Consider the following 25,693-nt stretch of genomic DNA (forward strand, 5'->3'; position numbering starts at 1 on the left):
AATAGTTTAGTTCATCAAATCATCGTAGGATCTAAGTCGACGGTTAAGAGTATTCCTTTTTTAATCCAATCCGATCGGTAAATTTTGATTAATTGCATTAACGTTGGAATTAACTCCGGCTCTATTTTGTATTTTATCAAACATTGGTAACGATATCTATTTTGGAGGCGGCTGATGCCCGAAGCAGTAGGTCCAATGATAGAGATATTGCTTGATAATTGGGAGCGAAGCCAGTCGACTGCTTTTCCGGCATAATCCGCTGCCATCAACACATCTTCATGCGACACTTGAATCAAGGCAAGATAATAGTACGGAGGATACCCTGCCTGATGACGCATATGCATTTCCCGTTCATAAAAAGGTTCATAATTTTGGGCTTTTGACAGTTCGATTGCATAATGTTCGGGTGTATACGTTTGGATAAAAACCTCACCCGGTTTGTTGTGCCGCCCTGCTCGTCCACTTACTTGAGTTAGCAGCTGAAATGTTTTTTCCGCTGCCCGGAAGTCCGGCAAATGCAGGGAGGTATCGGCACTCAAAACGCCTACAAGGGTAATGTTCGGGTAATCGAGACCTTTCGCGATCATTTGCGTGCCAAGCAAAATATCAGCTTGCCCTTCTCCAAAGGCTTCCAGAATTTGTTCGTGGGAGCCTTTTGTTTTTGTTGTGTCCACATCCATTCGCAAAACGCGGGCCTGCGGAAATAATTTTGCGATTTCTTCTTCCACTTTTTGAGTCCCAGTGCCGAAAAAACGAATATGGTCGCTTTGGCATTGCGGGCAAGTTTTCGGTACATGAATTTCATAGCCGCAATAATGGCATTTACATTTTTCATTGCTTCGGTGGTAAGTTAATGAAATATCGCAATTCTCGCATTGCAGCACCGTCCCGCAATCGCGGCATAATACAAAGGAAGAATACCCTCTTCGATTCAAGAACAAAACGATTTGTTCCTGGCGATCCAATCGGGTCTGAATGGATTCCGCCAAATCCATCGAAAACATGGAGCGATTTCCTTTTTTCAGTTCTTCGCGCATGTCGACAATTTCAACGGTAGGCAATGATTGCTTTAATGCCCGTTCTTTTAACGAAATTAATGTATAAACATTTTTCTTCGCCCTTGCAAATGATTCTAAAGAAGGTGTTGCACTCCCTAAAATAACGGGACAATGGTGATATTGGCTTCGCCAAATGGCAACATCGCGGGCATGGTACCTTGGTGAATCTTCTTGCTTATACGTTGATTCATGTTCTTCATCCAAGATAATGACCCCTACATTCTCAAAGGGAGCAAAAATGGCGGAACGTGCACCGACAACTACTTTTACTTTCCCTTCATGTACTTTTCGCCACTCGTCATATTTTTCGCCAACAGATAATCCACTGTGCATAACTGCAACAAGTTCGCCGAATCGCGACCGAAATCGTTCGGTTATTTGGGGCGTCAAAGAAATTTCGGGAACCAATACAATCGCTTCTTTCCCCTCCGCCAACACCTTTGCAATGGTTTGCAAATAGATTTCTGTTTTCCCGCTCCCAGTGACTCCATGCAGCAAAAAGGTTTCGGGCCGCTTTTCGTTTATGGCCGCAGTGATTTTATTTAGCGCAATGTCTTGTTCATCAGTTAAGTTTAAAAAGTTTGTCCTTTTCACTTCTTTCGTAAAAGGATCCCGGTATACTTCCTGCTGAATGAAGGAAGCCGCACCCAACTCCACGACCGCCTGCAATACTTGCGGGGAAACGCCGGCCTCTTTGTAAATAACATTGGGGTCCATAATTTCACCCTGGTGATTTTGCATCCATAACACGAGCTGCTTTTGTTTTTTAGCCCTATTTGAAATGCCATCAACTATTTCCGACAGCTTAATGGAATCATCCAGGATTTCAACTTTTCTTATTTCCTTAACTTTCCCTTTTTGTTTAACAATATTTTCAATTGAAATGTGCTTATCGTTTAATGCTTGCTTCAGTTCATTAAGCAAATTGTTTTTTTCAAACACTTTTACATTGATTTTGTGGGAAGTTCGAAAGACCTCCTGCAGTGCTGGGGGCAAGAATTCAATTTCAGTCTGCAATGTGGCGATTTTTTCATATTTTGCCCTTAAAGCGGAAGGAAGCATGGCTTGCAAAGCATCGATTTCATAACAAATGGTTTCCTGCTTAAGCCATTTGGCAAGTTCAAGCATTTCATGCGTTAAAACGGGTTCTATATCAAGCAATTGTGCAACTGGTTTAATCTTGTTCATTGATATATCGGTGTTGTCTTTTATTGCCACTACAAATCCAAGCACATTGCGTGGTCCAAAGGGTACTTTTACACGACTGCCGACTTCGATGATTGCAGCCATTTCCGGCGCTACCAAATAATCGAAAGGGCGATCAACAGGATAGGCAGCAACATCAACAATCACTTCGGCGACTGTTATCATTCAGTTCCAGCTTCTTTGATAAAAAAGTCGACCACCAGTTGCGTAATTTTTTCCGGTTCTTCCAGACGTCCCTTTCCAACATATCCACAAGCCAAAAATCCTTCTGACGGTTCAATAAAAGCACAGCCATCTTCAGCCAATTGAGCGATATTTCTCTTCACGGCCGGGTGATCATACATATGTACATTCATGGCAGGAGCCAGCCAAACTGGGCAAGTCGCGGCAAGTAAAGTGGTCGTGACCATGTCATTCGCAATGCCATTTGCAAGTTTGCCAATCACATTGGCTGTAGCCGGCGCCACAACAATCAAATCTGCCCAATCCGCTAAATCAATATGGGCGATGCTGCTAGAGTCTTTTTCATCGAATGTATCAATATATACATCGTTTTTGGACATCACTTGGAAACTTAAAGGCGTGACAAATTTCTGTGCCGATTCTGTCATCATCACCTTCACATTGAAATTCGCTTGCGTTAATTTACTCACGAGTGCAACTGCTTTATAAACCGCAATCCCGCCTGACACACAAAGCAAAATATTTTTTTGCATCACGGACTCTCCCTTCAAATGATAAGCTCCCAAAGAAACCTTCTTCGGGAGCTACTAGTTAAAACATATCAATAATAAAAGCGCAAGCGCCCTGCTTAGCCCCGCGTCGGCGAAAGCGCCACATCCTGTGGCAACGCCGACATGACTCACATCGTGTGAGACTCAAGCGCTGGAGGGCCCGAATCGAAAGCATCTTTTCAGCTTTCGACTGAGGGCAGACCGCGACCTCGAGGGGCTGGGTGGCTTGCGCTAGATAACACTTAATTACACTTCGTCTTCGTAAACTGTTGCTTCGTCTTGTTTTTCTTTTTTCAATACACCGGCTGCTACTTCTTCCAATGCTTTTCCTACTGGTTTATAAGAAACATATTTGGAAAGCTTTTCATCGTCCTGTTCCTGCATTTGGCGTGCTCGTTTTGAAGCCAGGCTCACAAGCGAATATTTTGAATCAATTTTTTCTTTTAAAGCGTCAATAGATGGGTATAACATACTGAATTTATTCTCCTCTCAACATCGACAAATATGTTTTTTCCACTCGTTCACGGCGGCAATGCTCCGCAATGATGATGGCATTTATTTTATCGCATGCATTTTGTATTTCATCATTTTCTACTACATAATCGTACAAACTCATCATTTCAAGCTCTTCGCGTGCCGTATCGATTCGCTTTTTGATAATTTCTTCCGTTTCTGTCCCGCGTCCAATCAATCGATTTTGCAATTCTGTAATACTTGGCGGTGCCAAGAAGATAAAAAGTGCATCCGGAGCTTTTTGGCGAATTTGCGATGCTCCCTGAACTTCGATTTCCAGGAATACGTCTCTCCCGGCATCCAGCGTCTCATTCACATAAGCAAGCGGAGTACCATAATAATTGCCGACAAATTCCGCGTGCTCCAATAATCCACCTTCCTCGATAAGGGTTTCAAACTCGCTGCGCGATTTAAAGAAATAATCCACTCCATCCACTTCACCTTCGCGTGGAAGGCGAGTTGTCATGGAAATCGAATATTCATAATTTGTGCCGGGTTTTGAAAATAGTTCTTTCCGTACTGTTCCTTTACCGACACCTGATGGGCCAGACAGAACAATTAATAAACCTCTTTCTTTTCTCATTGTTCTCTTCTTCTCCCTTACTACCTACATTATACATTATTCAACAATTATTTTAATTATTATAACAGCATAAAGCGAAACTTCAATAAGCAGGTCGCGCTGTCCCCTTATTTGATGCAATGGACGCCATTATAATTATTCAATATTTTGAACTTGCTCGCGCATTTTTTCCAAAATCGCTTTTGCTTGCACAACATAATTCGAAATATCGGCATTTTGGTTTTTTGAGCCGATCGTGTTAATCTCCCTGTGTATTTCCTGCATGAGAAAGTCCAGCTTGCGTCCAATCGATTGAGATTCCTCAATTGTACTTTCCAATTGCTTAAAATGGCTATCCAAACGATCAAGTTCCTCTGCAATATCCATTTTTTCGGCAAAAATTGCAACTTCGGCAAGCAATCGGTCTTCCAGATTTTCAAGATTCGAGATTTCTTTTATGCGTTCCACCAGTTTATCGCGATATTTATTGACCGCTTCTCCGGATAAGGCTCGAATTCGCCCGACTAGCTCTTTCAACTGTTCATTATATCCAATTAAAGCCTGTTTTAACTGTTGCCCTTCAAGCTCACGCATGGCAATCAACTTTTCGGCTGCTTCTTTCACGGATTTTTCCACGGCTTCCATCAATTCTTGCAGTGAAAATTCTTCTTTTTCATAAGTTACCGCATTTTCAAGGGAAAGAATTTCCTGCATTGACCACTTTTCATCCAATGGCACCATTTCATGAAGCTGTTCCTTAGCCAGTTTATACGCTTCTATTAGCGGCCAATTGATTTTCACAACATGCGCTTCGTTGCCAAGTGATTTTAAGTTGACGACAACATCCAATTTCCCGCGGCTTACGTATTGCGACAACAGCTTTTTCGTTGCGATTTCAGCTTCCAGCCATTCTTTCGGGAACTTTGTATAAATCTCCAAAAACCGATGATTCACGGACCGGACTTCAACAGTTAGTTGAACATTATCCGTAGTTGTGACACCCCTGCCAAAACCAGTCATACTACGCACCAAGGTTGGTCACACCTTTCTTTGCAAACTATTCCAATTATAACACAGCCTCCTGATTATTTACCTCAAAAAAACAAAAGTTGAGTGAACTATGGCCATATTATAGTATAATGTGAAATAGATTTTTCTATTTAATCGCCAAATGGCAAATGAGCCGTTGATAATAGATTCAAGAAATGAGGAAAGTAACCATGGCTTTTGATGGATTATTTACATTTGCAATGGCAAATGAATTAAAAAAACTGGAGTCCGGTCGAATTGCGAAAATTCACCAGCCAAACGCATTGGAAATTGTTTTGCAAATTCGTGCTAACGGCGAAAATTATAAACTATTAAGTTCCATACACCCATCATATGCACGTGTACATATCACTCAGCATTCCATAGATAATCCAAGTGAACCGCCAATGTTTTGCATGTTGCTCCGTAAGCATATTGAAGGCGGCTTTATTCATTCTATTAAAACCGACCCATTCGAACGCATCATCAAATTCGAGATCGAAAGCAAAAATGAAATCGGCGACCAAGTTTTTCGAACTTTGACGATCGAGATTATGGGCCGGCACAGCAATATTGTTTTAATCGATAAAACAACCAATAAGATTCTTGATAGCTTAAAACATCTACCGCCATCCATGAACAGTTATCGTACTGTTTTGCCTGGCCAGCCTTATGTTGCGCCACCCGAACAAGATAAAAAAAATCCCATGGCTCTCTCGGATGAGGAAATTGGGCAATTTTTTGCCGAAGAAAAGTCGGCTAAAGAAATCGTTGACTATTTAAAGGGCTTTTCCCCAATGCATGCCAATGAGCTTAACTATCGCATGCAGCATGGAGGGAAGGTTGAAGTTTTCCGCTCGTTCATGAACGAAATAATTAATGGGCAATATCCAACTTATATGGAGGAAAACCGAAAAATTTACTTTTCGCCGACCAAACTTGAGCATTTAAAAGGAGCAGAAACAACTTACAATACTTTAAGCGCTTTACTTGACCGCGTATTTTATGCAAGAGCGGAACGCGACCGAGTAAAACAGCAAGCAGGAGATCTCGAGCGCTGGCTTTCCAATGAAATCAATAAATTGAAGCTTAAGTTAAAAAAACTTCATAAAGATTTGGATCAAGCATCGAAGCTTGATCGTTACCAGCTTTTTGGCGAGTTATTAATGGCCAACTTATATCTTTTCGAAAAAGGAATGAAGGAAGTTACGGTTTCAAATTATTACAGCGAAAACGAAGAACAAATCACGATTCCGATCAGCGAGCGAAAAACACCTGTCGAGAATGCACAAAGCTATTATACAAAATACAATAAAGCAAAAAATGCACTTGTGATGGTAAATGAGCAAATTGAAAAAACGGAAAATGAAATCAACTATTTCGAAATGCTATCTGCCCAGGTGAACCAGGCCTCCCCTGCTGATATCGAGGAAATTCGAGAGGAACTGGCAGAGCAAGGTTATCTTAGAATGCGCGCAGGCAAAAAGAAGAAAAAAGCAACCAAACCATCGCCGGAACAATTTAAGTCGTCCACCGGCATTCCGATTTCTGTAGGAAAAAACAATAAACAAAATGATTACCTAACATTTAAAGTTGCCAAAAAGAGTGAGGTCTGGCTGCATACGAAAGACATTCCGGGTTCCCATGTCGTGATTCATTCAAGCGAGCCGGATGAAACAACGTTATTGGAAGCAGCAACCTTGAGCGCTTATTTCAGCAAAGCACGTGAATCTTCTTCCGTTCCTGTCGATTATACAGAAGTGCGCCATGTGAAAAAGCCAAACGGCGCTAAACCCGGCTTTGTTATTTATTTTGAACAAAAGACATTGTTTGTGACACCAAATGAAGAACTTGTACTGAAATTAAAACAATAGCATTTTTTAAAACGCCCTGTTTTTCGGGCGTTTTTTTCTGCAATTTATAATATTAATCGCTAATTTTCTAAATAGCTTTAAAACAGGAATAGGAAAACCGGCGACTATAACAAGTTCTGTTATGGCCGCCGGGTATTTATTTAGCTGAATGCAACTTTGCATGATAATTCTTTAAGATTGAATTCATCATTGGCAGATAAGTAGACCAATAAAAGGCATCATCCGAAAACTTTTGGCCAACTTTATAAAACGCTCCAAGTCCTTTTGCCTGATAAAATTTTGGCAACTGACCAACATCATTGTAATCCCCTGCAAAATAGTACATGTCAGCATTTCCTCGTTCGTTTTTAACGACAGCAGAGAACGACAGCGGGATGCTCTTTTCAGTCAGCAGTTTTTCTCCTTTTTCTGTCAGGCTCCATTTATAGTTAGCCAGTACGGTGTCTTCACTATCGGAAGTAATAATATCAAACCAGTATTCATAGTTTGTGCGAGGTGATTTTCCAAAAAGTGATTGTCCTTCTTGAGTATACTCGAGACGTATTCCAGCCTCGCTAATATGGTGATTCAATTCAAGCACCACCACTTCACTTGAAAAATCATTAACCAGGATGAAGCCTCCTCCTTCATAATTCCAATTTTCCTGAAACCTTTCTACAATCCAGCTGGGAATCTCATTATTTTTTTCATAATCCAATTCAGTAAAATAACGGCCTACCCAACCCTCCCAGTTAAGTCCCAAAAATTCAAGCATGGCATTTTTTGTTTCTGGCGGTGTAGGGGAAGCAAAGGAGTTAAACTCCGCAATAAACAGGCTTTTTTCTTCGGACAATAACCTTCTGGCAATCTGATTCCATTCCCGAAGTTCCAGTCCACCAATAATTTTTTCCGAACGTGCACCGAAACGTTTAGAGGATGCCTTTAAATCTTCTTCATAAACACCATAACTGTCTGCCAGATAAATAACATCAAAATCAGAATAATCCTGTGGAAGGGAAATTGATTCAACCTTATGGTCTTTTGGTTTTGTACCAAAGTAATCCGTAAGTTCATATTCTTCATTGTTTAATTTTTCATATTTTAAATGATTTAACGCCCAGACTAGCCCCTGATGCTCGCGATATAAATCATTTGGGACTGTCTTATCAATGATGGCAACGTTCAATTGTTTCTGGGGAGCTAAAAACCATAGCAAAATTGGCAAGCTGATGATAACTAAAAGTACGATTATTGCGATATAAATCCGTTTCATTTCTGTTGCTCCTTACTAGCCAGACCTACCCGTTCCATTTTGCCCCACTCGCTTTTCTTCCTTAGAAAATTGAAAATCCCTTCACAGCGCCAGAAAAGCGTAATTGGGCGATACCAAAACATTTCCGTGAAAGACAGCAAGACCATACGGAAGATATCAGAAATTTTCGGATATCGATTCATGCTCCACGCTTCAAATAAAACCGCAAATATTGAAAAGATCCCCCCATAAATTACAAACATCAATAATAATAGCAAGGCAATCTCGTAATAAACGCTGCCCATGAAATAAGCAGCTATGATATAGACATAGCCTGTCAGTTCAATAAGAGGACCCAAACATTCAACAAACCAAAAATATGGAAACGAAATAAAGCCGATTCCACCATAGCGCGGATTTAACGTCATTTTTTTGTGTTTCCACAAGCTTTCCAACAGACCTTGGTGCCATCGCCTTCTTTGTTTTCGAAGGATAGACATTGTTTGAGGAGCCTCCGTCCAGCAAACCGGATCCGGAACAAATTCAATCCGTTTTTTCGCCTTCCTATCATAAATAAGTCGATGCAATTTGACGATCAGCTCCATATCTTCCCCTATCGTCCCTATTGCATAGCCACCTGCATCAATGACCCATTTTTTCGAAAAGACACTAAAAGCACCCGATATGATTAATACGAGATTAAACTTGCTTAAAGCAATACGTCCCATTAAAAAAGCTCGTAAATATTCGATTACTTGCATTAATACTAAATAATTTTTCGATAAATTCATTCCCAAAACAGACCCCAACTGCATTTGTATGCCATTTGCGATTCGCACATTGCCGCCAACAGCGATAACCTCACCATCAGACAAGATAATCGGTTTCATTACACGCAATAAAGAAGTCTCTTCCAAAATGGAGTCACCATCTATCGAACAAAAGTAAGGATACTTCGAATGGTTAATGCCTACATTTAAAGCATCCGCCTTTCCTCCATTTTCCTTGTCTATTAAAATACATTGGGGATGAATTTTGGATTGATATACTTGAAGCACTTTTTTAGTTTTTATCTCATCACTGGTGAACCTGTCGACAGGCTTCATTTTAAATTGATCGATAACTATCTGCTTTGTTCCATCAGTGGAACCATCATTTACGATAATAATTTCAAATTCAGGATATCGGAGGCTCAATAATGAACGGACACTATCGATCACGCCAACTTCTTCATTGTATGCGGGGACAATAATGGAAACCGGTTTGGAGTAAAAGGCATCAATATGCGCTTCATCCAAAAGAGCTTTGTCCAGTGTATATTCTTTTCTTATTTTCAATAAGGCAAAGACCAGCATGGAACCATAAATTGCCATCACAACGATCAAGTAAAAAAATATGATCCCGCCAAAAAACCACATAAAACCATGTACTATATTCGTCATCATATTTACAACCTTCTTGTTATCATTTCTTGTACAACATTCAATGAATCTTCCAATACCGGACTCAAACTATCGTTATTCAGAACAGATTCTGCCTCCGGAAAATTTGAAAAAGTGCTGGCAGCTTGTTGCCGTACCTGCCGATTAGAATCCTTTAATAAAATCATCAAATGTTCAAGGGTAAATTTTAGGGGAACATGAAGGAAAACTTTAGCTACCATCAATCGTTCCTCCCACACGGGGGAAGTTACGAAAGGCAAAAATAATTCCAGATTTTTTACTAATCCCATTTTTTCGATTCCCTTTAAAGAACGAATGCGAATTTCCGAATTCTTGCTGTCCAACAACTTTTCCAGTATTTGCACAAATTCGATATTCCCTATATAACCAACTGTATCAATTAATGCATACTGGGCATTTAGCTGCATTTCGTCCAACCTGTTGGTCAATTGCAATAGAATGCTTTCATCAAGCAATGAAAATATTTGTTTGTATTCAATTTCAGAGAAAGAATATTTATTTGAAAGGATGATTTGATCAAACTTATCTTTGTTAAAAATTGAATAGATTTTTAGTAGTAAAAATTGCTCTTCTTTACTTTTTTGTTTATGGCTTAATCCTTCGATATAAGGAACGAGTTCGACAAGCCGAAAATCGATCAATTTATACAAGGCATTGATTCTCCTACCCCAGTTTTTTCCTTTCAACTCTTTTTCATAGTAATTAAGTAAATATTTATTTGAAAACTCCCCTATTTTTCTGCTGACTTCCTCATTGTACATATTCTGGATATAAGATAAAAAAATGTATTCAACCGCCATTATTTCACTTTTATTCTTAGGAACCTGCTCTTCGTTGAAATCTCCACCTTCCAATAAAAAAGCTTCCCATAGGCCCTCTGTTTTTTCAATATACTCCTTTGCTGCTCTTTTTCTTCTCTCCTGGACTTTTCTTCTGATAATTAAATACAGTATTAAAGCGAAACATATAACCAATAACGCGAGGATGACCCATAATAAAATTTCTACCGTTAATATAATCATGATTGTAATCTCTCTAATGTTCGAAGTAGTTGAGCCTTGAATAGCCGTAAGTCAAAAGGCTTTTTTAAATATTCATCCGCCCCACTTTCGTAGGCACTGATAATATCGGTTTGTGAATTTCGCTTTGTCATCATGTAGATGATGAATTTCTTTTGATTGGGTAGGCTTCTTAATTGATCAAGTACCTCGATTCCGTTTTTCTTTGGGAGAATATCGTTCATGATGACGATGTGTGTATGACTGGATAAATGCCTACCAGACTCTAAAAACTCATAACCGTCTGCAAACTCAGCAATTTCCAAAACAAAGTGCTTGATTTGTATTTTTTCAATCGTTGTTTTAAGGACGCCCCTGAAAATATCATTATTTTCAATGATGCTTACTTTTATATCTTGGGGTTCGGGGTTTCTGTATTTTGTTACTATTTCCACTTTCCATGGTTCCACAATTTCCTGAAAAACTTCGTCTCTATCATTTATCAGTTGTTGGAGATCAACCTTATTCGTTTTTATTTCGGCCGCCATCGCGCATAATGCAAATTGGTTTGCCGAATAAAAAGGAATCTCTTTGTCTTTTACAAGATTAAAAATGCGATGCAAAAAAGCCGTTGCATCTTTTTCTGCACTCTGCATCAATAGAATTCCCCATTTATTCGGTTGATCGAGTTTGAATAACAAGTCGGTATCCCGAACTTTAGATCTTAAAAATTGCTGGACTTGCTCTTGTATTTCATCATTAATCTCTTGTTTCTCCTCTGTTGCGGAAAAAGCTTTTATAAATACAACAGTCATTGACAGCCTGGAGCGGGCAATATTTTCTTTTAATAAATGGAAAAAAGGCCTAACTTCTTCCACGCCTAATAGTTTATCTTTATAAATAACATTCACTATTCTCTTCACTCCTTTACGCCTTACATTTATATTTTAGAGATTTAGAAATTATTATATTTTTTGTTTTCCACAAATAAAAGTTCATAATCTCCTTTATTAACAAATATTACTAAACGTTAATAGGTTTTAAAATGATTTTGTCTTATTTACTCGATTTTTCGTAGAAGGGGATTTCCGGCATTTAATAAAAAAGCTTGTAGACAAAGTTAATATTGACTTAGTCTACAAGCAAAAATAAAAGTTTTTATAACTTATTAAATTACGATGCAATTAAAACCTTGATATTAAACTGTTCCCGCTTTAAGCTTTTCATGCCATTCTTTAAGAAACGGAATGTCTTCTGTTTTGATGGCGCCCGTTTCAATTGCGGCTTCTATTAAAACGTCAAAGTTTGTGAGACTTACATATTTTATACCTGCTTCTTCAAAAGCTTGTTCTGCTCTTGGTAAATTATATGTATACACGCACACTACTCCCACTACTTCACAACCTGCCGTACGCAATGCTTCTACTGCCGTAATGGAGGAACCGCCCGTTGATACGATGTCTTCGACGACAATCACTTTCTGCCCTTCCTGGTATTTCCCTTCAATCTGGTTTCCGCGTCCATGTCCTTTTGCTTTTGAACGAACATACACCATCGGCAATTCCAGAAGATCCGCTACCCAGGCAGCGTGTGGAATTCCCGCTGTTGCAGTTCCCGCTACGATTTCCGTTTTGGGGAAAAATTCTTTGATATTTTGGGCAAGGCCGCTCGCAATCGTTTTGCGGATAATCGGATCCGAGATCGTTAAACGCGTGTCGCAGTAGATAGGCGATTTTATGCCGGAAGCCCAAGTAAATAATTCCGAAACATTTAATTCAACAGCGCCTACTTTTAACATTCCAAGTGCGATTTCTTTTTGTACTGACATTATTGTTCCCCCCATAATTCGCAAACTTCTTTATATGCTGCCACTGGATCTTGCGCGCCCGTAATCGCACGGCCAACAACAATCAGCGATGAACCATCCGCACGTGCGCCATCTGGAGTCGCGATTCGTTTTTGGTCATGGGCCGCACCGCCAGCCAAGCGAATGCCGGGTGTTACACGGAGAAACTCTTGTCCGCAAGTCTCGCCGATTTTCCCCGCTTCATGCACGGAACATACCACACCATCGAGCCCTGCTTGTTTCGATATTGCTGCGTAATGCAGAACAGAATCCAGTAGGGATAAATTGATTTTTTGTTCATTTTTCATTTCTTCTTCCGTCGTGGACGTTAGTTGCGTAACAGCAATTAACTTTGCTCTATTGTTGCCGGCTGATGTTCCTGCTTCCAACCCTTCAAGAGCACCTTCCATCATTCTGATGCCGCCTGCCGCATGGACATTGACCAGGTCCACACCCAATCGGGCCAAGCCTTTCATCGCCGATTTTACCGTATTCGGGATGTCATGAAGCTTCAAATCAAGGAAAATATCATGGCCTTGTTCTTTTACTTTTTGAACAATGGCCGGTCCTTCTTGCAAATACAATTCCATGCCGATTTTGACGAACAACGATTCATTAAAATAGCCAAGAAATTGGAATACTTCTGTTTCACCAGGGAAATCCAGTGCAATGATTGGTTTATTGTTCATTTACCGGTGGCTCCTTCCGATGATTTCCTTTACATACTTAACTCCGAGCCGATCCAGTTTCTCCGGCAATTCTTCAATAATCTTCGGACAAACAAAAGGATCTACAAAGTTTGCAGTCCCGACTGCCACCGCAGAAGCGCCCGCCGACATAAACTCGATAACATCCTGGGCATTCGATACGCCGCCCATCCCGATAATTGGTATCTTTACCGCTTTATAGACTTCATAAACCATGCGTATGGCAACCGGTTTTACGGCTGGTCCGGACAGCCCCCCGGTACCATTGGCGATAACCGGTTTGCCTGTTCGCTCATCCAAGCGCATTCCGATCAAAGTATTGATCATGGTAATGCCATCTGCCCCGCCGGCTTCAACGGCTTTTGCAATTTCGACGATATCTGTTACGTTCGGGGAAAGCTTGACATACACTGGCACTTTGGAAACCTTTTTCACTGCTTCCACCAACTCGCGGGCAATGACCGGATCTGTCCCAAACGTAATGCCGCCATGCTTGACATTTGGACAGGAGATGTTTAATTCCAACGCTTTTACATTGGGCGCGGCTGAAATTTTATCCGCTACCTCTACATAATCTTCCGTGATTGTTCCGGCAACATTTGCAATAATGGGAACATCGAATTGCTCCAGGTAGGGCAGCTCGTTTTTCATTACTTTCTCCAAGCCCGGATTCTGAAGCCCGATGGCATTGAGCATACCCGCAGGCGTTTCAGCAACGCGCGGCGTAGGATTGCCAAACCGCGTTTCAACCGTTGTTGCTTTTATCATAATGGCACCAAGCTTTGATAAATCATAAAGTTTTCCATATTCTTTGCCAAAACCAAAGCAGCCCGATGCCGGCATAATTGGGTTTTTTAATTCCAACCCTGGGAGTTGAATACTTAAGTGACTCATAGTTGTATTACTCCTTTCGGGAAAACGGGTCCGTCCGAACATACTTTTACATAATCCTGGTCTGTTGCTTCCGTTGTCTTGCATACACAGGCAAAACAGGCACCAATTCCGCAGCCCATTCGTTCTTCAAATGATAAATATCCCGGCTTTTCCGGATAAAAACGTTCCAACGCCCTAAGCATCGGAAGCGGCCCACAAGCGTAAAACAGGTCAAATTCCGGCTTAAGCTCTTCCAGCAAATCCGTTACAAACCCTTTTGTTCCATTCGTACCGTCCACTGTAACAAAATGAGTGTCTCCCAAAGTGGAAAACTGCTCTTCATAAAAAGCAACATCTTCCGTTGCAAAGCCAAATACTTGAATAGTACGAATGCCGCGGGCGTTTAAAACTTTCGAAAGTTCATATAGCGGCGGTACACCGATTCCGCCCCCGACGAGCAGAACCGTTCCTCCTTCAGGTGCCGCGTCTACGGGAAATCCATTTCCCAGCGGACCAAGAACATCCACTTCATCTCCAATTTGTTTTGTTGAAAGGATTTCTGTCCCTCTGCCTTCCGCACGGTAGATGATCGTTGCTTCTCCGGCTTCCTTGTCAATATTTGCGATACTTAACGGTCGTCTAAGAAGTGGCTCAAAGCTGTCTGACACACGTATATGGACAAATTGTCCAGGAGCCATGTCCTGAACAATTTGACCTTGCAATGTTAGTTCAAATATATGTTGAGCAATTTCACTTTGACGAACGACAATCATTCGTTCTTGTTGAATCATTAATGAAATACCTCCGCTTTTGGCATTTCTTCTGCCGTAAATGTCATTGATTCGATTACTTCCAGCATCGCTTCAGCTGTATCCAGTGAAGTTAAACAAGGCACGCCATTTTCCACCGATTCACGGCGAATTCGGAAGCCATCGCGAGCTGGCTGTTTTCCTTTTGTTAAAGTATTCACCACAAGTTGAGCTTCTCCATTCTGGATGACTTCAAGCAATGTTTTTTCTTTTGCACCGATTTTTCCGACTACATCTGCATGTACACCGGCTTCTGCGAATGCTTTCGCTGTTCCCTCAGTTGCCATGATGCGGTATCCAACCGTGTTGAAACGTTTCGCCAACGCGATTGCTTCTTCTTTATCTTTATCCGAAACTGTAAACAAGACCGTTCCGTGCGTTTTAATTTCCATGCCTGCTGCAACAAAGCCTTTGTATAATGCTTTTTCAAATGTTGCATCTTTCCCCATTACTTCCCCTGTTGATTTCATTTCAGGGCCTAATGTGATATCCACGCGGCGCAGTTTTGCGAAGCTGAATACCGGTACTTTCACGAATACCCCTTTTTGTTCCTTTGCAAGACCTGTTTCGTAGCCTTGATCGACAATCGACTGTCCAAGAATTGCTTTTGTTGCAATGTTTGCCATCGGAATATTTGTGATTTTACTTAAGAATGGCACTGTTCGGCTTGAACGCGGGTTCACTTCAATCACAAAGATTTCGCCTTTTGATAGGACATATTGAATGTTCATAAGACCGATGATGTTTAATCCTTTGGCAAGGCGAGTAGTATAGTCCACGAGTGTCGCTTTTTGCTGTTCCGTTAGTTTTTGCGGCGGGTAGACGGATATAGAGTCCCCTGAGTGAACACCAGCACGTTCTATGTGTTCCATAATACCCGGGATCAATACATTTTCACCATCGCTGATTGCATCCACTTCGATTTCCTGGCCAGTTAGGTAACGGTCTACCAATACCGGGTGGTCAGGAGAAGCTTCCACGGCATTTTCCATATAATGTTTTAATTCTTCTTCGTTATAAACGATTTCCATTGCACGTCCGCCAAGTACGTAGGAAGGACGAACCAGTACCGGGAAGCCAAGTTTTTTGCCGATTTTCAGTGCCTCATCAGTTGATACTGCTGTTTCTCCTGCTGGCTGTGGGATGCCTAATTGATGCAGCGCTTGCTCGAATTTATCGCGGTTTTCGGCACGGTCGATATCTTCCAAGCTTGTTCCCAAGATTTTCACACCGTTTGCAGCTAATTTATCAGCCAAGTTGATCGCTGTTTGCCCGCCGAATTGAACCACCACACCAATCGGCTTTTCAAGGTCGATGATGTGCATCACATCTTCAATCGTCAGTGGCTCGAAGTATAATTTGTCGGAAATGGAGAAGTCCGTTGAAACCGTCTCTGGGTTGGAGTTTATGATGATTGCTTCATAACCTGCTTCCTGAATGGCCCATACAGAGTGAACCGTTGCATAGTCGAACTCCACCCCTTGGCCGATGCGGATCGGACCCGAACCCAACACGATCACTGATTGCTTTTCCGTGACGATTGATTCATTTTCCTCTTCATATGTGCCATAGAAGTATGGCGTTGTCGATTCGAATTCTGCTGCACAAGTATCCACCATTTTGTAAACTGGAATGATGTTTTGTGCTTTGCGATAGTCATATACTTCTTTCGCAGTTGTGTTCCAGATTTCGGCGATTTTTTTATCTGCAAAGCCCATTCGTTTTGCTTGTCGTAAAATATCTGCATTATTTACATTTTGGGCTAATGTTGTTTCCATGTTGATAATGTTTTGCAGTTTATTTAGGAACCATAAGTCAATCTGAGACCACTCATGGATTTTTTCGATTGATACACCGCGCCGCATCGCTTCGCCAATGAAGAATAATCGTTCATCTCCCGCTTTGCGAATTCGCTTTTCAACCCATGTATCGCTATTGTCTTCTGGATGTTTCAGCTCGATGTGTGAATGGCCCGTTTCAAGGGATCGTACCGCTTTTAAAATCGCCTCTTCAAATGTGCGGCCAAGCGCCATTACTTCCCCGGTTGCCTTCATTTGTGTTCCTAGATTACGTTTTGCCGACTCGAATTTATCGAATGGCCAACGTGGAATTTTTGCAACGATATAGTCTAGCGCCGGCTCAAAGTCTGCATAAGTAGAACCGGTTACCGGATTGATAATTTCATCCAACGTCAAGCCTACCGCAATTTTCGCCGCCAATTTTGCAATTGGGTAACCCGTCGCTTTTGATGCCAATGCCGAAGAACGGGATACACGCGGGTTTACTTCGATTACATAATAATTGAAGCTATATGGATCCAGCGCCAGCTGTACGTTGCATCCACCTTCAATTTTCAGTGCGCGGATAATATCAAGCGAAATATTGCGCAGCATTTGGTATTCCCGGTCGGATAAAGTTTGTGAAGGAGCGACAACAATGGAATCCCCTGTATGGATTCCTACTGGGTCGAAGTTTTCCATATTGCATACTACGATGGCATTATCGATTGAATCGCGCATGACTTCATATTCGATTTCTTTAAACCCTGCAATGGATTTCTCAAGGAGACATTGCGTTACTGGGCTATATTTCAAGCCGCTAGCTACGATTTCTTCCAACTCCTGATCGTTGTGGCAAATACCGCCGCCTGTTCCTCCAAGCGTGAATGCAGGACGCACGATTACAGGATAACCAATTTTTTTAACAAAGCTTCGTGCTTCATCCAAATTATGAATGATATCGGATTCCGGCACAGGAGCGCCAAGTTCATACATGAGGTTACGGAACAAATCACGGTCTTCCGCTTTATGAATCGCATCCAGTTTTGTACCCAATATTTCGATGCCCAGTTCTTCCAAAATTCCTGAATTATCTAGTTCAATCGCCATATTCAAGCCAGTTTGCCCGCCCAATGTCGGAAGGATTGCATCTGGTCGTTCTTTGCGCAGAATGCGGGAAACAAATTCCAAGGAAATCGGTTCAAGGTATACTTTGTCAGCTATTTGAGTATCTGTCATGATTGTGGCAGGGTTTGAGTTGATGAGAATTACTCGATAACCTTCCTCTTTTAGAGACAAACAAGCTTGTGTGCCTGCATAGTCAAATTCCGCAGCTTGCCCGATAATGATTGGACCAGATCCGATTACTAAAATAGTTTCAATGTCAGTACGTTTAGGCATGTTGTTTCCCTTCCTTTGCTTCAATTTCCATTAATTCAATAAACTCATCAAATAAGTGGTTGGAATCTTCCGGGCCGGGTGATGCTTCCGGATGGTACTGTACCGTAAATATTGGATACTTTTTATGGCGCAGGCCTTCGATTGTCCCATCATTCAACGCCACATGCGTTACTTCCAGGTCAGTGCCTTCCAGCGATTTTTCATCGATTGCATAGCCATGGTTTTGTGAAGTCAATTCAGTACGGCCAGTACGCAAGTCTTTTACCGGGTGATTTGCGCCGCGATGGCCGAACGGAAGCTTAAAGCTTTTCGCACCGCTAGCTAACGCAAATAATTGGTGGCCCAGGCATATACCGAAAATTGGGACTTTTCCGATTAAATTGCGGATTGTTTCAATTCCTTCCGTTACATCTGCCGGGTCCCCAGGTCCGTTGGATAGCATAATGCCGTCTGGGTGCCATGCCAAAATTTGTTCCGCAGATGTATTGTAAGGGACAACCAGTACGTCACAATCGCGTTTATTTAATTCTCTTAAAATACCATGCTTCATGCCAAAATCGATTAACACTACGCGTTTTCCTCGGCCTGGACTTGGATATGCCGCTTTTGGCGAAACTTCTTTTACATGATTTGCAATGAGTGGGGTTGCTTGTAATATTGCTGCTATTTCGTCTATATTCGCTTCTTCATCTGCTGCTGTCAGCATCGCTTTTACAGCACCTTTGGAACGAATAATCCGAGTTAGTTTACGAGTATCGATTCCTTCAATGCCGGGGATATCCTGCGAAACCAGGTAATCGTGCAATGAAAGATCGCTGCGGAAATTGGAAGGCTCTTTTGCCAGTTCACGACAAACCATTCCGCGAATAGCCGGGGATATCGATTCGAAATCGTCGCGGTTAATGCCATAGTTACCGATTAAAGGATATGTGAATGTAACAATTTGTCCGTAAAAGGATGGATCGGATAAGGTTTCCTGATATCCAGTCATTCCCGTTGTAAATACTACTTCACCTTGCGATGCTCTTTCGCTTCCAAAAGCGTAGCCATTGAATACTGTGCCATCTTCCAAAATCAGTTGTCGTTTTTTCATTATTTTGCCTCCTCGTAAACAATGCGTCCTTCTACCATAGTTAATACCGGCCAACCTTTTGCCTTCCATCCTGTAAACGGCGTGTTGCGTCCTTTTGACTCAAAACTTTCCGGGTTGACAGTTTGTTCTTTGCTCAAGTCGATTAAGACTAAATCAGCGGCAGCGCCTACTTCAATCTTTCCATATGGAAGGTTAAAGATTTGCGCCGGTTTGATGGCCATCCAATCGATCAACTGCTTCAAAGTCCATTTTCCTGTTTCAACAAAGTGTGTATATAACAGCGGAAATGCCGTTTCAAAACCAACGATCCCAAACGGCGCCCCAACCATGCCGCAGCATTTTTCTTCCTCCGTATGTGGGGCATGGTCCGTTGCGATGCAATCAATCGTTCCATCCAGAAGCGCTGCATGCAATGAATCTTTATCATCAGCGGCACGTAAAGGCGGGTTCATTTTCCAGTTTGCATCATCACTCGGGATGTCCATTTCCTCCAAAAGGAGATGGTGCGGACAAACCTCTGCCGTGACACGAATCCCTGCCGCTTTTGCATCTCTTACTGCTCGAACGGACTCTTTTGAGGAAACGTGGCAAACGTGATAACGGGCTCCTGCACTTTCAGCCAATAGGACGTCCCTTGCAATTTGCACCGATTCGCAAATGGATGGAATGCCCGGGAGACCAAGTTCTTTGTTGCGTTTTCCTTCATGCATGACGCCATTATATATTAATGAATTATCCTCGCAATGTGCTACAACCACCATGTCCAGCTTTGCTGCATCCTGCATTTGTTCGTACATTGTCGATGCAAGCTGAATGCCGACTCCATCATCCGAAAAGGCAACAGCACCGTGTTCTTTTAAAGCTGCCAAGTTTGTTCGTTCATCTCCGGATTGCGCGACTGTTAAAGATCCATAAGGCAGCACACGTACTTTTGCACTTTTTTCTATTAAACTATTGATATATTTTAGATTGACAATCGAATCCGGTACCGGTTTTGTATTTGGCATGGCGCAAATTGTAGTGAAACCGCCTTTTGCTGCGGAAGCTGTACCTGTTTCGATTGTTTCCTTATGCTCAAAACCGGGCTCTCGCAAATGAACATGCAGGTCGACAAATCCTGGTGACAGCAAATGGCCTTTTCCGTCAATTATTTCGGCTGCATCTGGCTGTTTTGCGCCAAGCGCTTCAATGCGGCCATCTACAATGGTTACGGTTGTTTCGATCAATTCACTTTGCTCATTAAGCATCTTTACATTCTTTATAAATTTCATCAGGCTCATCTTCCTTTCAGGATGGTCTCCAAAATTGCCATTCGGACAAAAACGCCGTTCCGCACTTGTTCAAAAATTCTTGAACGTTCACATTCAACAAGTCCCGATGCAATCTCTACATCGCGGTTCACCGGTGCCGGATGCATAATAATGGCATTTTTCTTCATTCTTGCTTCACGTTCAAATGTCATTCCGTATTGTTCATGGTAGCCTTCTTTGGAAAAGCATTCGTCCGCACAATGACGTTCATGTTGTACTCTCAGCAGCATGACGACATCACTATCTTCAAGCAGTCCATCCCAAGAGTGATGCGCTTCAAACTCACCCGACCATTCCGATGGACATAAAAAACGTACATTAACGCCCAAGCGTTTCAGGGCAGTGGCATTTGATTTGGCTACACGACTGTGGGTTATATCCCCAGCAATTGTCACATTCAATCCCTCGAAAGAGCCGAATTCTTTGTATATTGTGTATAAGTCCAGCAAGCTTTGGGAAGGATGCTGTCCAGTTCCATCTCCGCCATTTATGATTGCCACATCAATCCCTGTAAGCAGCTCCTTATAATACTCCTCTTCCTTTGCGCGAATCACGACTGCATCCATTCCGATCATCTGTAACGTTTTGACTGTGTCATACAGCGTTTCTCCCTTGATCATGCTGGAAAAATCAGTATCAAACGGGATAACAGTGCAGCCTATATTTCTTTCAGCCATTTCAAAACTAGTTTTTGTTCTAGTGCTCGGTTCAAAAAATAGATTTGCTACCTGATAGGATTTCGCTAACGCTGGAAGTTCACCCGCTTCAAATTGGGCAGCTCTTTCAATAATCATCATCACATCATCATTCGTTAAGTGTTCCATAGATAATAGATTTCTCATCGTTAATAAATTTGTCATTGTTTTTCCTCCTAATACGCTTCTTCTTTGAAATTATATTCAGAAGTTTGGGACTTTTCAGTCTAGCCCGATGGTAAATTCTTAGAAAAAATGCCTCGCAAAACTAGATTCGCGAGGCTAGGAGGTATAACAAGCTAAAGTACAGAAAAATTGACTTCGTACTTTGCTTTCTATGCCCCTTCTTTGCCTCTCTGGACAATTCTTTAAAAAGGTCTTTTCATATTATTCTTCTATATTCGCTTTATCTTTTCCGGGCAATAGGATGTTCATCAAGACACCTATAATTGCTGCAAGCGCCATGCCTGAGATTTCAAACGAGTCGCCGATGGCAATTTTTGCCCCACCGATCCCTACTACCAAAATAACGGAAGCGATGACCATGTTGCGGTTATTTCCGAAATCCGTTTTGTTTTCAACAAACATTCGCAAACCACTCGAGGCAATAATCCCGAATAATAGGATGGAAATGCCGCCAAGAACCGCTGTCGGGATTGTATTAATAATTGCCATTACTTTTCCGAAGAAAGAGACGATAATGGCCAGTACTGCCGCTCCACCAATCACATAGACCGAATACACTTTCGTGATGGCCAGCACGCCGATATTTTCGCCGTATGTTGTTTTTGGCGGACCGCCGATTATGGCGCTGACGAAGGTGCCAAGCCCATCTCCAAGCAATGAGCGATGCAAGCCTGGATCTTTTATGTAATTGCGGTTTACCACTTTCCCTAGCACAAGTTGGTGGCCAATATGTTCGGAAATCGTTACGATGACAATCGGTACCATCGCAAGCAGGATGGTTGATGTAATTTTCAGCTCATAATCAACACCAGGTATCAGAAATTCCGGCATTGCAAACCATGCAGCATCTTTTACAGCTCCAAAGTCGACGATTCCGATGATGCAAGAATAGAGATATCCAACGACAAGTCCAAGCAAAATCGGCATTGCGCTCAATATATTTTTGAAGTACACATTAAAGATGATGGCTGCAAACAATGTCACAAGTGCAGCCGAGAAGTGCAGACCACTATACTGCTTTACAGTATGTACTGTTCCAGTTGCAGAATCGATTTGTTCTACGAAGATATTCATCGCCATATCCACCGCAGTTCCGGCAAGCCCAAGCCCGATCACAATAATTACCGGCGCCACGACGATTGGCGGCAATAATCGCATCAGCCATTGATAACCTGTTTTCCAGATTATCAAGGAAACGATGGCGTACACCACACCGACCGCCATTGCGCCAATCATTGCGTTTCCTGGGTTAACGGCAACGCCTGCTTCATTCAATCCCGCGACGGTAATGATTGGTGCAATAAAAGCGAAAGATGAACCAAGGTAGGCCGGTACTTTAAATTGAGTAATCAGCAAAAATAGTATTGTGGCAATCCCGCTCGATAATAGGGCGATTGACGGGCTTAGGCCAACCAATGTTGGCACTAGAATGGTTGAACCGAACATTGCGAACATATGTTGAAAACTTAGTGTGATCAGTTGGCCAGTTGTTGGTTTATCATGAATGTCCAGAACCGCTTTTGACATAATTTTACCCCTCTTTTTAATCCAATTTATGGATCGTAACGTTATCTTCTTTGTCTACCTCAGTTAAACAAACGACGATTTTTTCCGTCCCGGCAGTCGGGATATTTTTCCCCACATAATCTGCCCGAATCGGCAATTCCCGATGTCCACGGTCCACTAAAACCGCCAGCTGGATTTGAGCCGGCCGACCCAGATCCATCACTGCATCCAATGCTGCCCGTACTGTGCGTCCGGTATATAAAACATCATCCACAAGCACGATTTTTTGGTTGGCCACAACATAGTCTATGTCTACTTGCTGAACAAGCGCTTCCCCATTATTTTTTGTCGTTAAATCATCGCGGTATAAAGTGATATCCAGTTCCCCGGTGCGGATTGGCTTGCCTTCGATTTGTTCAATCTTCTCTGCCAGCCTTCTTGCTAAATAGGCGCCGCGTGTTTTAATGCCGACCAAGATACATTCATCGATTCCTTTGTTTCTCTCAATGATTTCATGGGCAATTCGTGTTAATACGCGATTCATTGAAGGAGCATCCAAAAGCTCTGTAATATTTCCCATTCTCATTTTCTCCTTCCCGATTAATTTTTCATAAGCAGTTCTTTAGAGGGTTATTCTTATTTTGGACAAAATAAAAACCTCCTAAGCATCCGCTCAAGAGGTTGGAATAACGTATCCGATCAAACATGTTTGGACAAATTTCGCCATAATAGTATACAGCGATACCTATTCTAAGGAGTGGAACAGTCAAATCTGTTGTTCCGTTAGAACAGTTTCTAATCCATAACACATTTCAACATCAACCTTCTCAGCCTCTCTGGACTGCCATTAAAGGTGAATCTATCTAATTCATTGTAAGTTTATACCTATCTCGTAGGTTTTTCACTGTTGTAAGTATATTCTTTTAATTTTGTGAAGTCAACCTTGTTTTGAAAATTAATTTATTTTAATGCTTAATAGAGATTTATTATGCAGTTTGGATTGAAATTGAGTATTAACTTGGAATTACCGTTATTTATTACCTTTAGAGGTATAAAAATATATATGGATAGGAAAATGGTGATGCTGTATTTCCCCATTGAAGCCAAATCTGCTCACGTTAGGCATTTAGAAGCCCCCTATTTGACCTTTGAAATGCAATTTGCTTACGCAAGGTCAATTAGAGGCCGTCTATTTTCCCTTTGGATTAAAAATTGATCGTCCATGGGAAATTAGAGGCCTTGTGTTTTTCCTTTTGCATTATAAATTTTTTTCTATGGCAACATAGAGGTGATTCATATCGCCTTTATAACAATCTGCAGCAATAAAAATCTTCAAAAAACCCCCTGATTTTGCTTAGCAATTCAGGGGGTTTGCAATACTATTCAACTTTACTTTCAAAATTGTGAATAAGCTTTTTTAAGCTTCGCTTCTCACTTGTTCCAATAATGCCACAAAATCATCAGGCAGCGGCACTTCAAATTCCAGGTATTCTTTTGATGTTGGATGGATGAATCCAAGTACTCCTGCATGAAGAACCTGGCCGCCAAAATCAATCGTTTTCTTTGGACCATACTTCGGATCTCCAACAAGCGGATAGCCAATATAATTCATATGAACACGAATTTGATGTGTGCGTCCAGTTTCCAGACGGCATTCGACAAGCGTATAATTTCCAAGGCGCTCCTTCACATGAAAATGAGTGACTGCATGCTTCCCGTTGTCCACAACCGCCTGCTTTTGGCGATCTTTTGGATCGCGTGCAATCGGTGCATCGATTGTCCCCTTATCATGTGCGATATGACCGTGAACCAAAGCTGTATATTTGCGCGTAACCGTTTTATTCACCAATTGTTCCACCAATGAATGGTGGGCGTGGTCATTTTTGGCTACCATCAGTAAACCGGAAGTATCTTTATCAATCCGATGCACAATTCCGGGTCTTAATACGCCATTAATTCCCGATAAATCCTTGCAATGGTGCATCAATCCGTTTACCAGGGTTCCCGTCATATGGCCAGGCGCCGGATGAACGACCATTCCTTTTGGTTTATTGACGACAAGAACATCTTTGTCTTCATAAACAATTTCAAGCTCCAGGTTTTCAGGTATTACTTCAAGACTTTCCGGTTCCGGCACGTCCACCTCAATTACGTCGCCTTCTCTTACCTTATACTTCGCTTTTACCGCTTCGCCGTTTACTTTCACGATGCCATCCGTAATCCAAGCAGATATTTGCGATCTGGACCAATCTTCCTGTATTGTCGAAAGCGCTTTGTCGATTCGCTCTCCTGCATTTTCTAAATCAATTGTAATTGTGACGATTGTCATTATTTCACCTTTTTCTTTTCATTCCGTTCTTCTAGGAGCATAACGATAATTAACATTATGACAGAAATTGTCAACGCCGCATCGGCAATATTAAATATCGGGAAATGATAATTTATAACCGGGATGAGTACATCGAAAAAATCCACTACTTCGCCTCTGAAAAGACGATCAATAAAGTTTCCAATGGCACCACCCAGGAGAATCATAAGACTTATTGCAAAAGCAGGTTTTCCTTTAGCTTCTTTATGGAAATAATAAATAATTCCCGCAATGACGACTAATGTAACAATGATAAAAATCCACATTTGGCCTTGCAGCATTCCCCACGCAGCACCCCGATTACGGTGTGAAAGGAGTGCAAACCATGGATCCCATATAGCAATACGCTGTCCCAATTCCATATTTTTTACGACCAGCCACTTGGTCCATTGGTCAAGCAGAACAACAAATGCCGCTATACCGTAGTATTTATACATAGTGTTTCCCCCGTTT

At 41.7% G+C, this 25,693-nt stretch carries 22 protein-coding genes; 1 reads left to right on the top strand and 21 read right to left on the bottom strand.

Annotated features, from left to right (window positions below):
• Positions 1-14 precede the first annotated feature (14 nt).
• The 5 genes from priA to D1B33_RS02300 form a co-directional block, all read right to left on the bottom strand.
• Positions 15-2,429, bottom strand: coding sequence for a primosomal protein N' (priA, locus tag D1B33_RS02280; protein ID WP_118874711.1), 2,415 nt, complete (start codon positions 2,427-2,429; stop codon positions 15-17).
• Positions 2,426-2,980: a bifunctional phosphopantothenoylcysteine decarboxylase/phosphopantothenate--cysteine ligase CoaBC gene (gene coaBC / locus D1B33_RS02285; protein ID WP_118874712.1), complete on the bottom strand. Its 555-nt coding sequence runs from the start codon at positions 2,978-2,980 to the stop codon at positions 2,426-2,428. The genes priA and coaBC overlap by 4 nt, the downstream gene beginning before the upstream one ends.
• A gap of 264 nt (positions 2,981-3,244) precedes the next feature.
• A complete protein-coding gene (rpoZ, locus tag D1B33_RS02290) occupies positions 3,245-3,469 on the bottom strand; it encodes a DNA-directed RNA polymerase subunit omega (protein WP_118874713.1) in 225 nt (74 codons plus the stop codon).
• A gap of 7 nt (positions 3,470-3,476) precedes the next feature.
• Complete coding sequence (gmk, locus tag D1B33_RS02295) at positions 3,477-4,094, bottom strand: guanylate kinase (protein ID WP_118874714.1); 618 nt, start codon at positions 4,092-4,094, stop codon at positions 3,477-3,479.
• Between the two features lie 135 nt (positions 4,095-4,229).
• A complete protein-coding gene (locus D1B33_RS02300; RefSeq protein ID WP_118874715.1) occupies positions 4,230-5,105 on the bottom strand; it encodes a YicC/YloC family endoribonuclease in 876 nt (291 codons plus the stop codon).
• A gap of 188 nt (positions 5,106-5,293) precedes the next feature.
• Here D1B33_RS02300 and D1B33_RS02305 point away from each other — a divergent pair, with 188 nt between their 5' ends.
• Positions 5,294-6,976 carry an Rqc2 family fibronectin-binding protein gene (locus tag D1B33_RS02305; RefSeq protein ID WP_118874716.1) on the top strand — a complete coding sequence of 561 codons (1,683 nt, stop codon included), beginning with the start codon at positions 5,294-5,296 and terminating at the stop codon, positions 6,974-6,976.
• Between the two features lie 136 nt (positions 6,977-7,112).
• On the opposite strand, the gene D1B33_RS02310 is transcribed toward D1B33_RS02305, so the two are convergent.
• The 16 genes from D1B33_RS02310 to lspA form a co-directional block, all read right to left on the bottom strand.
• Positions 7,113-8,228: a hypothetical protein gene (locus tag D1B33_RS02310; RefSeq protein ID WP_118874717.1), complete on the bottom strand. Its 1,116-nt coding sequence runs from the start codon at positions 8,226-8,228 to the stop codon at positions 7,113-7,115.
• Entirely contained in the window at positions 8,225-9,649 is a 1,425-nt protein-coding gene (locus D1B33_RS02315) for a glycosyltransferase family 2 protein (RefSeq protein ID WP_118875195.1), read from the bottom strand. Before D1B33_RS02315 ends, D1B33_RS02310 begins: the two co-directional genes overlap by 4 nt.
• A 5-nt stretch (positions 9,650-9,654) precedes the next feature.
• Entirely contained in the window at positions 9,655-10,692 is a 1,038-nt protein-coding gene (locus tag D1B33_RS02320) for a HEAT repeat domain-containing protein (protein WP_118874718.1), read from the bottom strand.
• Positions 10,689-11,579, bottom strand: coding sequence for a response regulator (locus tag D1B33_RS02325; RefSeq protein WP_118874719.1), 891 nt, complete (start codon positions 11,577-11,579; stop codon positions 10,689-10,691). Before D1B33_RS02325 ends, D1B33_RS02320 begins: the two co-directional genes overlap by 4 nt.
• A 287-nt stretch (positions 11,580-11,866) precedes the next feature.
• Positions 11,867-12,496, bottom strand: a complete 630-nt coding sequence (pyrE, locus tag D1B33_RS02330) for an orotate phosphoribosyltransferase (protein ID WP_118874720.1) — start codon at positions 12,494-12,496, stop codon at positions 11,867-11,869.
• A complete protein-coding gene (pyrF, locus tag D1B33_RS02335) occupies positions 12,496-13,203 on the bottom strand; it encodes an orotidine-5'-phosphate decarboxylase (protein ID WP_118874721.1) in 708 nt (235 codons plus the stop codon). The genes pyrE and pyrF overlap by 1 nt, the downstream gene beginning before the upstream one ends.
• Positions 13,204-14,115, bottom strand: a complete 912-nt coding sequence (locus tag D1B33_RS02340) for a dihydroorotate dehydrogenase (RefSeq protein ID WP_118874722.1) — start codon at positions 14,113-14,115, stop codon at positions 13,204-13,206.
• The gene (locus D1B33_RS02345) at positions 14,112-14,885 is read right to left on the bottom strand and encodes a dihydroorotate dehydrogenase electron transfer subunit (RefSeq protein WP_118874723.1); all 774 of its coding nucleotides are present in this window, start codon (positions 14,883-14,885) and stop codon (positions 14,112-14,114) included. The genes D1B33_RS02340 and D1B33_RS02345 overlap by 4 nt, the downstream gene beginning before the upstream one ends.
• Positions 14,885-18,082, bottom strand: a complete 3,198-nt coding sequence (carB, locus tag D1B33_RS02350; RefSeq protein ID WP_118874724.1) for a carbamoyl-phosphate synthase large subunit — start codon at positions 18,080-18,082, stop codon at positions 14,885-14,887. The genes D1B33_RS02345 and carB overlap by 1 nt, the downstream gene beginning before the upstream one ends.
• Positions 18,075-19,175 carry a carbamoyl phosphate synthase small subunit gene (locus D1B33_RS02355; RefSeq protein ID WP_118874725.1) on the bottom strand — a complete coding sequence of 367 codons (1,101 nt, stop codon included), beginning with the start codon at positions 19,173-19,175 and terminating at the stop codon, positions 18,075-18,077. The genes carB and D1B33_RS02355 overlap by 8 nt, the downstream gene beginning before the upstream one ends.
• On the bottom strand, positions 19,175-20,455 hold the full coding sequence (locus D1B33_RS02360) for a dihydroorotase (protein ID WP_407656679.1): 1,281 nt from the start codon (positions 20,453-20,455) through the stop codon (positions 19,175-19,177). The genes D1B33_RS02355 and D1B33_RS02360 overlap by 1 nt, the downstream gene beginning before the upstream one ends.
• Positions 20,452-21,327 carry an aspartate carbamoyltransferase catalytic subunit gene (locus D1B33_RS02365; RefSeq protein ID WP_118875197.1) on the bottom strand — a complete coding sequence of 292 codons (876 nt, stop codon included), beginning with the start codon at positions 21,325-21,327 and terminating at the stop codon, positions 20,452-20,454. Before D1B33_RS02365 ends, D1B33_RS02360 begins: the two co-directional genes overlap by 4 nt.
• 240 nt (positions 21,328-21,567) lie before the next feature.
• A complete protein-coding gene (locus D1B33_RS02370) occupies positions 21,568-22,893 on the bottom strand; it encodes a solute carrier family 23 protein (protein WP_118874726.1) in 1,326 nt (441 codons plus the stop codon).
• 16 nt (positions 22,894-22,909) lie between these two features.
• On the bottom strand, positions 22,910-23,452 hold the full coding sequence (gene pyrR, locus D1B33_RS02375) for a bifunctional pyr operon transcriptional regulator/uracil phosphoribosyltransferase PyrR (protein WP_118874727.1): 543 nt from the start codon (positions 23,450-23,452) through the stop codon (positions 22,910-22,912).
• A gap of 837 nt (positions 23,453-24,289) precedes the next feature.
• The gene (locus D1B33_RS02385; protein ID WP_118874729.1) at positions 24,290-25,201 is read right to left on the bottom strand and encodes an RluA family pseudouridine synthase; all 912 of its coding nucleotides are present in this window, start codon (positions 25,199-25,201) and stop codon (positions 24,290-24,292) included.
• Positions 25,201-25,677 (bottom strand): signal peptidase II, encoded by a 477-nt coding sequence (gene lspA / locus D1B33_RS02390; RefSeq protein ID WP_118874730.1) that lies wholly within the window; start codon positions 25,675-25,677, stop codon positions 25,201-25,203. The genes D1B33_RS02385 and lspA overlap by 1 nt, the downstream gene beginning before the upstream one ends.
• Positions 25,678-25,693 lie beyond the last annotated feature (16 nt).

This window comes from Ureibacillus yapensis (assembly GCF_003515775.1).
Classification (GTDB): Bacteria; Bacillota; Bacilli; order Bacillales_A; family Planococcaceae; genus Ureibacillus; species Ureibacillus yapensis.

What these genes read in the sequence shown, in the direction of transcription:
- priA (WP_118874711.1), bottom strand. Translation starts at nt 2,429, where the DNA reads ATGATAACAGTCGCCGAAGTGATTGTTGATGTTGCTGCCTATCCTGTT.
- pyrF (WP_118874721.1), bottom strand. Translation starts at nt 13,203, where the DNA reads ATGAACAATAAACCAATCATTGCACTGGATTTCCCTGGTGAAACAGAA.
- D1B33_RS02315 (WP_118875195.1), bottom strand. Translation starts at nt 9,649, where the DNA reads ATGACGAATATAGTACATGGTTTTATGTGGTTTTTTGGCGGGATCATA.
- pyrR (WP_118874727.1), bottom strand. Translation starts at nt 23,452, where the DNA reads ATGGGAAATATTACAGAGCTTTTGGATGCTCCTTCAATGAATCGCGTA.
- gmk (WP_118874714.1), bottom strand. Translation starts at nt 4,094, where the DNA reads ATGAGAAAAGAAAGAGGTTTATTAATTGTTCTGTCTGGCCCATCAGGT.
- D1B33_RS02385 (WP_118874729.1), bottom strand. Translation starts at nt 25,201, where the DNA reads ATGACAATCGTCACAATTACAATTGATTTAGAAAATGCAGGAGAGCGA.
- D1B33_RS02310 (WP_118874717.1), bottom strand. Translation starts at nt 8,228, where the DNA reads ATGAAACGGATTTATATCGCAATAATCGTACTTTTAGTTATCATCAGC.
- lspA (WP_118874730.1), bottom strand. Translation starts at nt 25,677, where the DNA reads ATGTATAAATACTACGGTATAGCGGCATTTGTTGTTCTGCTTGACCAA.
- rpoZ (WP_118874713.1), bottom strand. Translation starts at nt 3,469, where the DNA reads ATGTTATACCCATCTATTGACGCTTTAAAAGAAAAAATTGATTCAAAA.
- D1B33_RS02340 (WP_118874722.1), bottom strand. Translation starts at nt 14,115, where the DNA reads ATGAGTCACTTAAGTATTCAACTCCCAGGGTTGGAATTAAAAAACCCA.
- D1B33_RS02355 (WP_118874725.1), bottom strand. Translation starts at nt 19,175, where the DNA reads ATGAAAAAACGACAACTGATTTTGGAAGATGGCACAGTATTCAATGGC.
- carB (WP_118874724.1), bottom strand. Translation starts at nt 18,082, where the DNA reads ATGCCTAAACGTACTGACATTGAAACTATTTTAGTAATCGGATCTGGT.
- D1B33_RS02305 (WP_118874716.1), top strand. Translation starts at nt 5,294, where the DNA reads ATGGCTTTTGATGGATTATTTACATTTGCAATGGCAAATGAATTAAAA.
- pyrE (WP_118874720.1), bottom strand. Translation starts at nt 12,496, where the DNA reads ATGTCAGTACAAAAAGAAATCGCACTTGGAATGTTAAAAGTAGGCGCT.
- D1B33_RS02360 (WP_407656679.1), bottom strand. Translation starts at nt 20,455, where the DNA reads ATGAGCCTGATGAAATTTATAAAGAATGTAAAGATGCTTAATGAGCAA.
- D1B33_RS02370 (WP_118874726.1), bottom strand. Translation starts at nt 22,893, where the DNA reads ATGTCAAAAGCGGTTCTGGACATTCATGATAAACCAACAACTGGCCAA.
- D1B33_RS02365 (WP_118875197.1), bottom strand. Translation starts at nt 21,327, where the DNA reads ATGAGAAATCTATTATCTATGGAACACTTAACGAATGATGATGTGATG.
- D1B33_RS02345 (WP_118874723.1), bottom strand. Translation starts at nt 14,885, where the DNA reads ATGATTCAACAAGAACGAATGATTGTCGTTCGTCAAAGTGAAATTGCT.
- coaBC (WP_118874712.1), bottom strand. Translation starts at nt 2,980, where the DNA reads ATGCAAAAAAATATTTTGCTTTGTGTGTCAGGCGGGATTGCGGTTTAT.
- D1B33_RS02320 (WP_118874718.1), bottom strand. Translation starts at nt 10,692, where the DNA reads ATGATTATATTAACGGTAGAAATTTTATTATGGGTCATCCTCGCGTTA.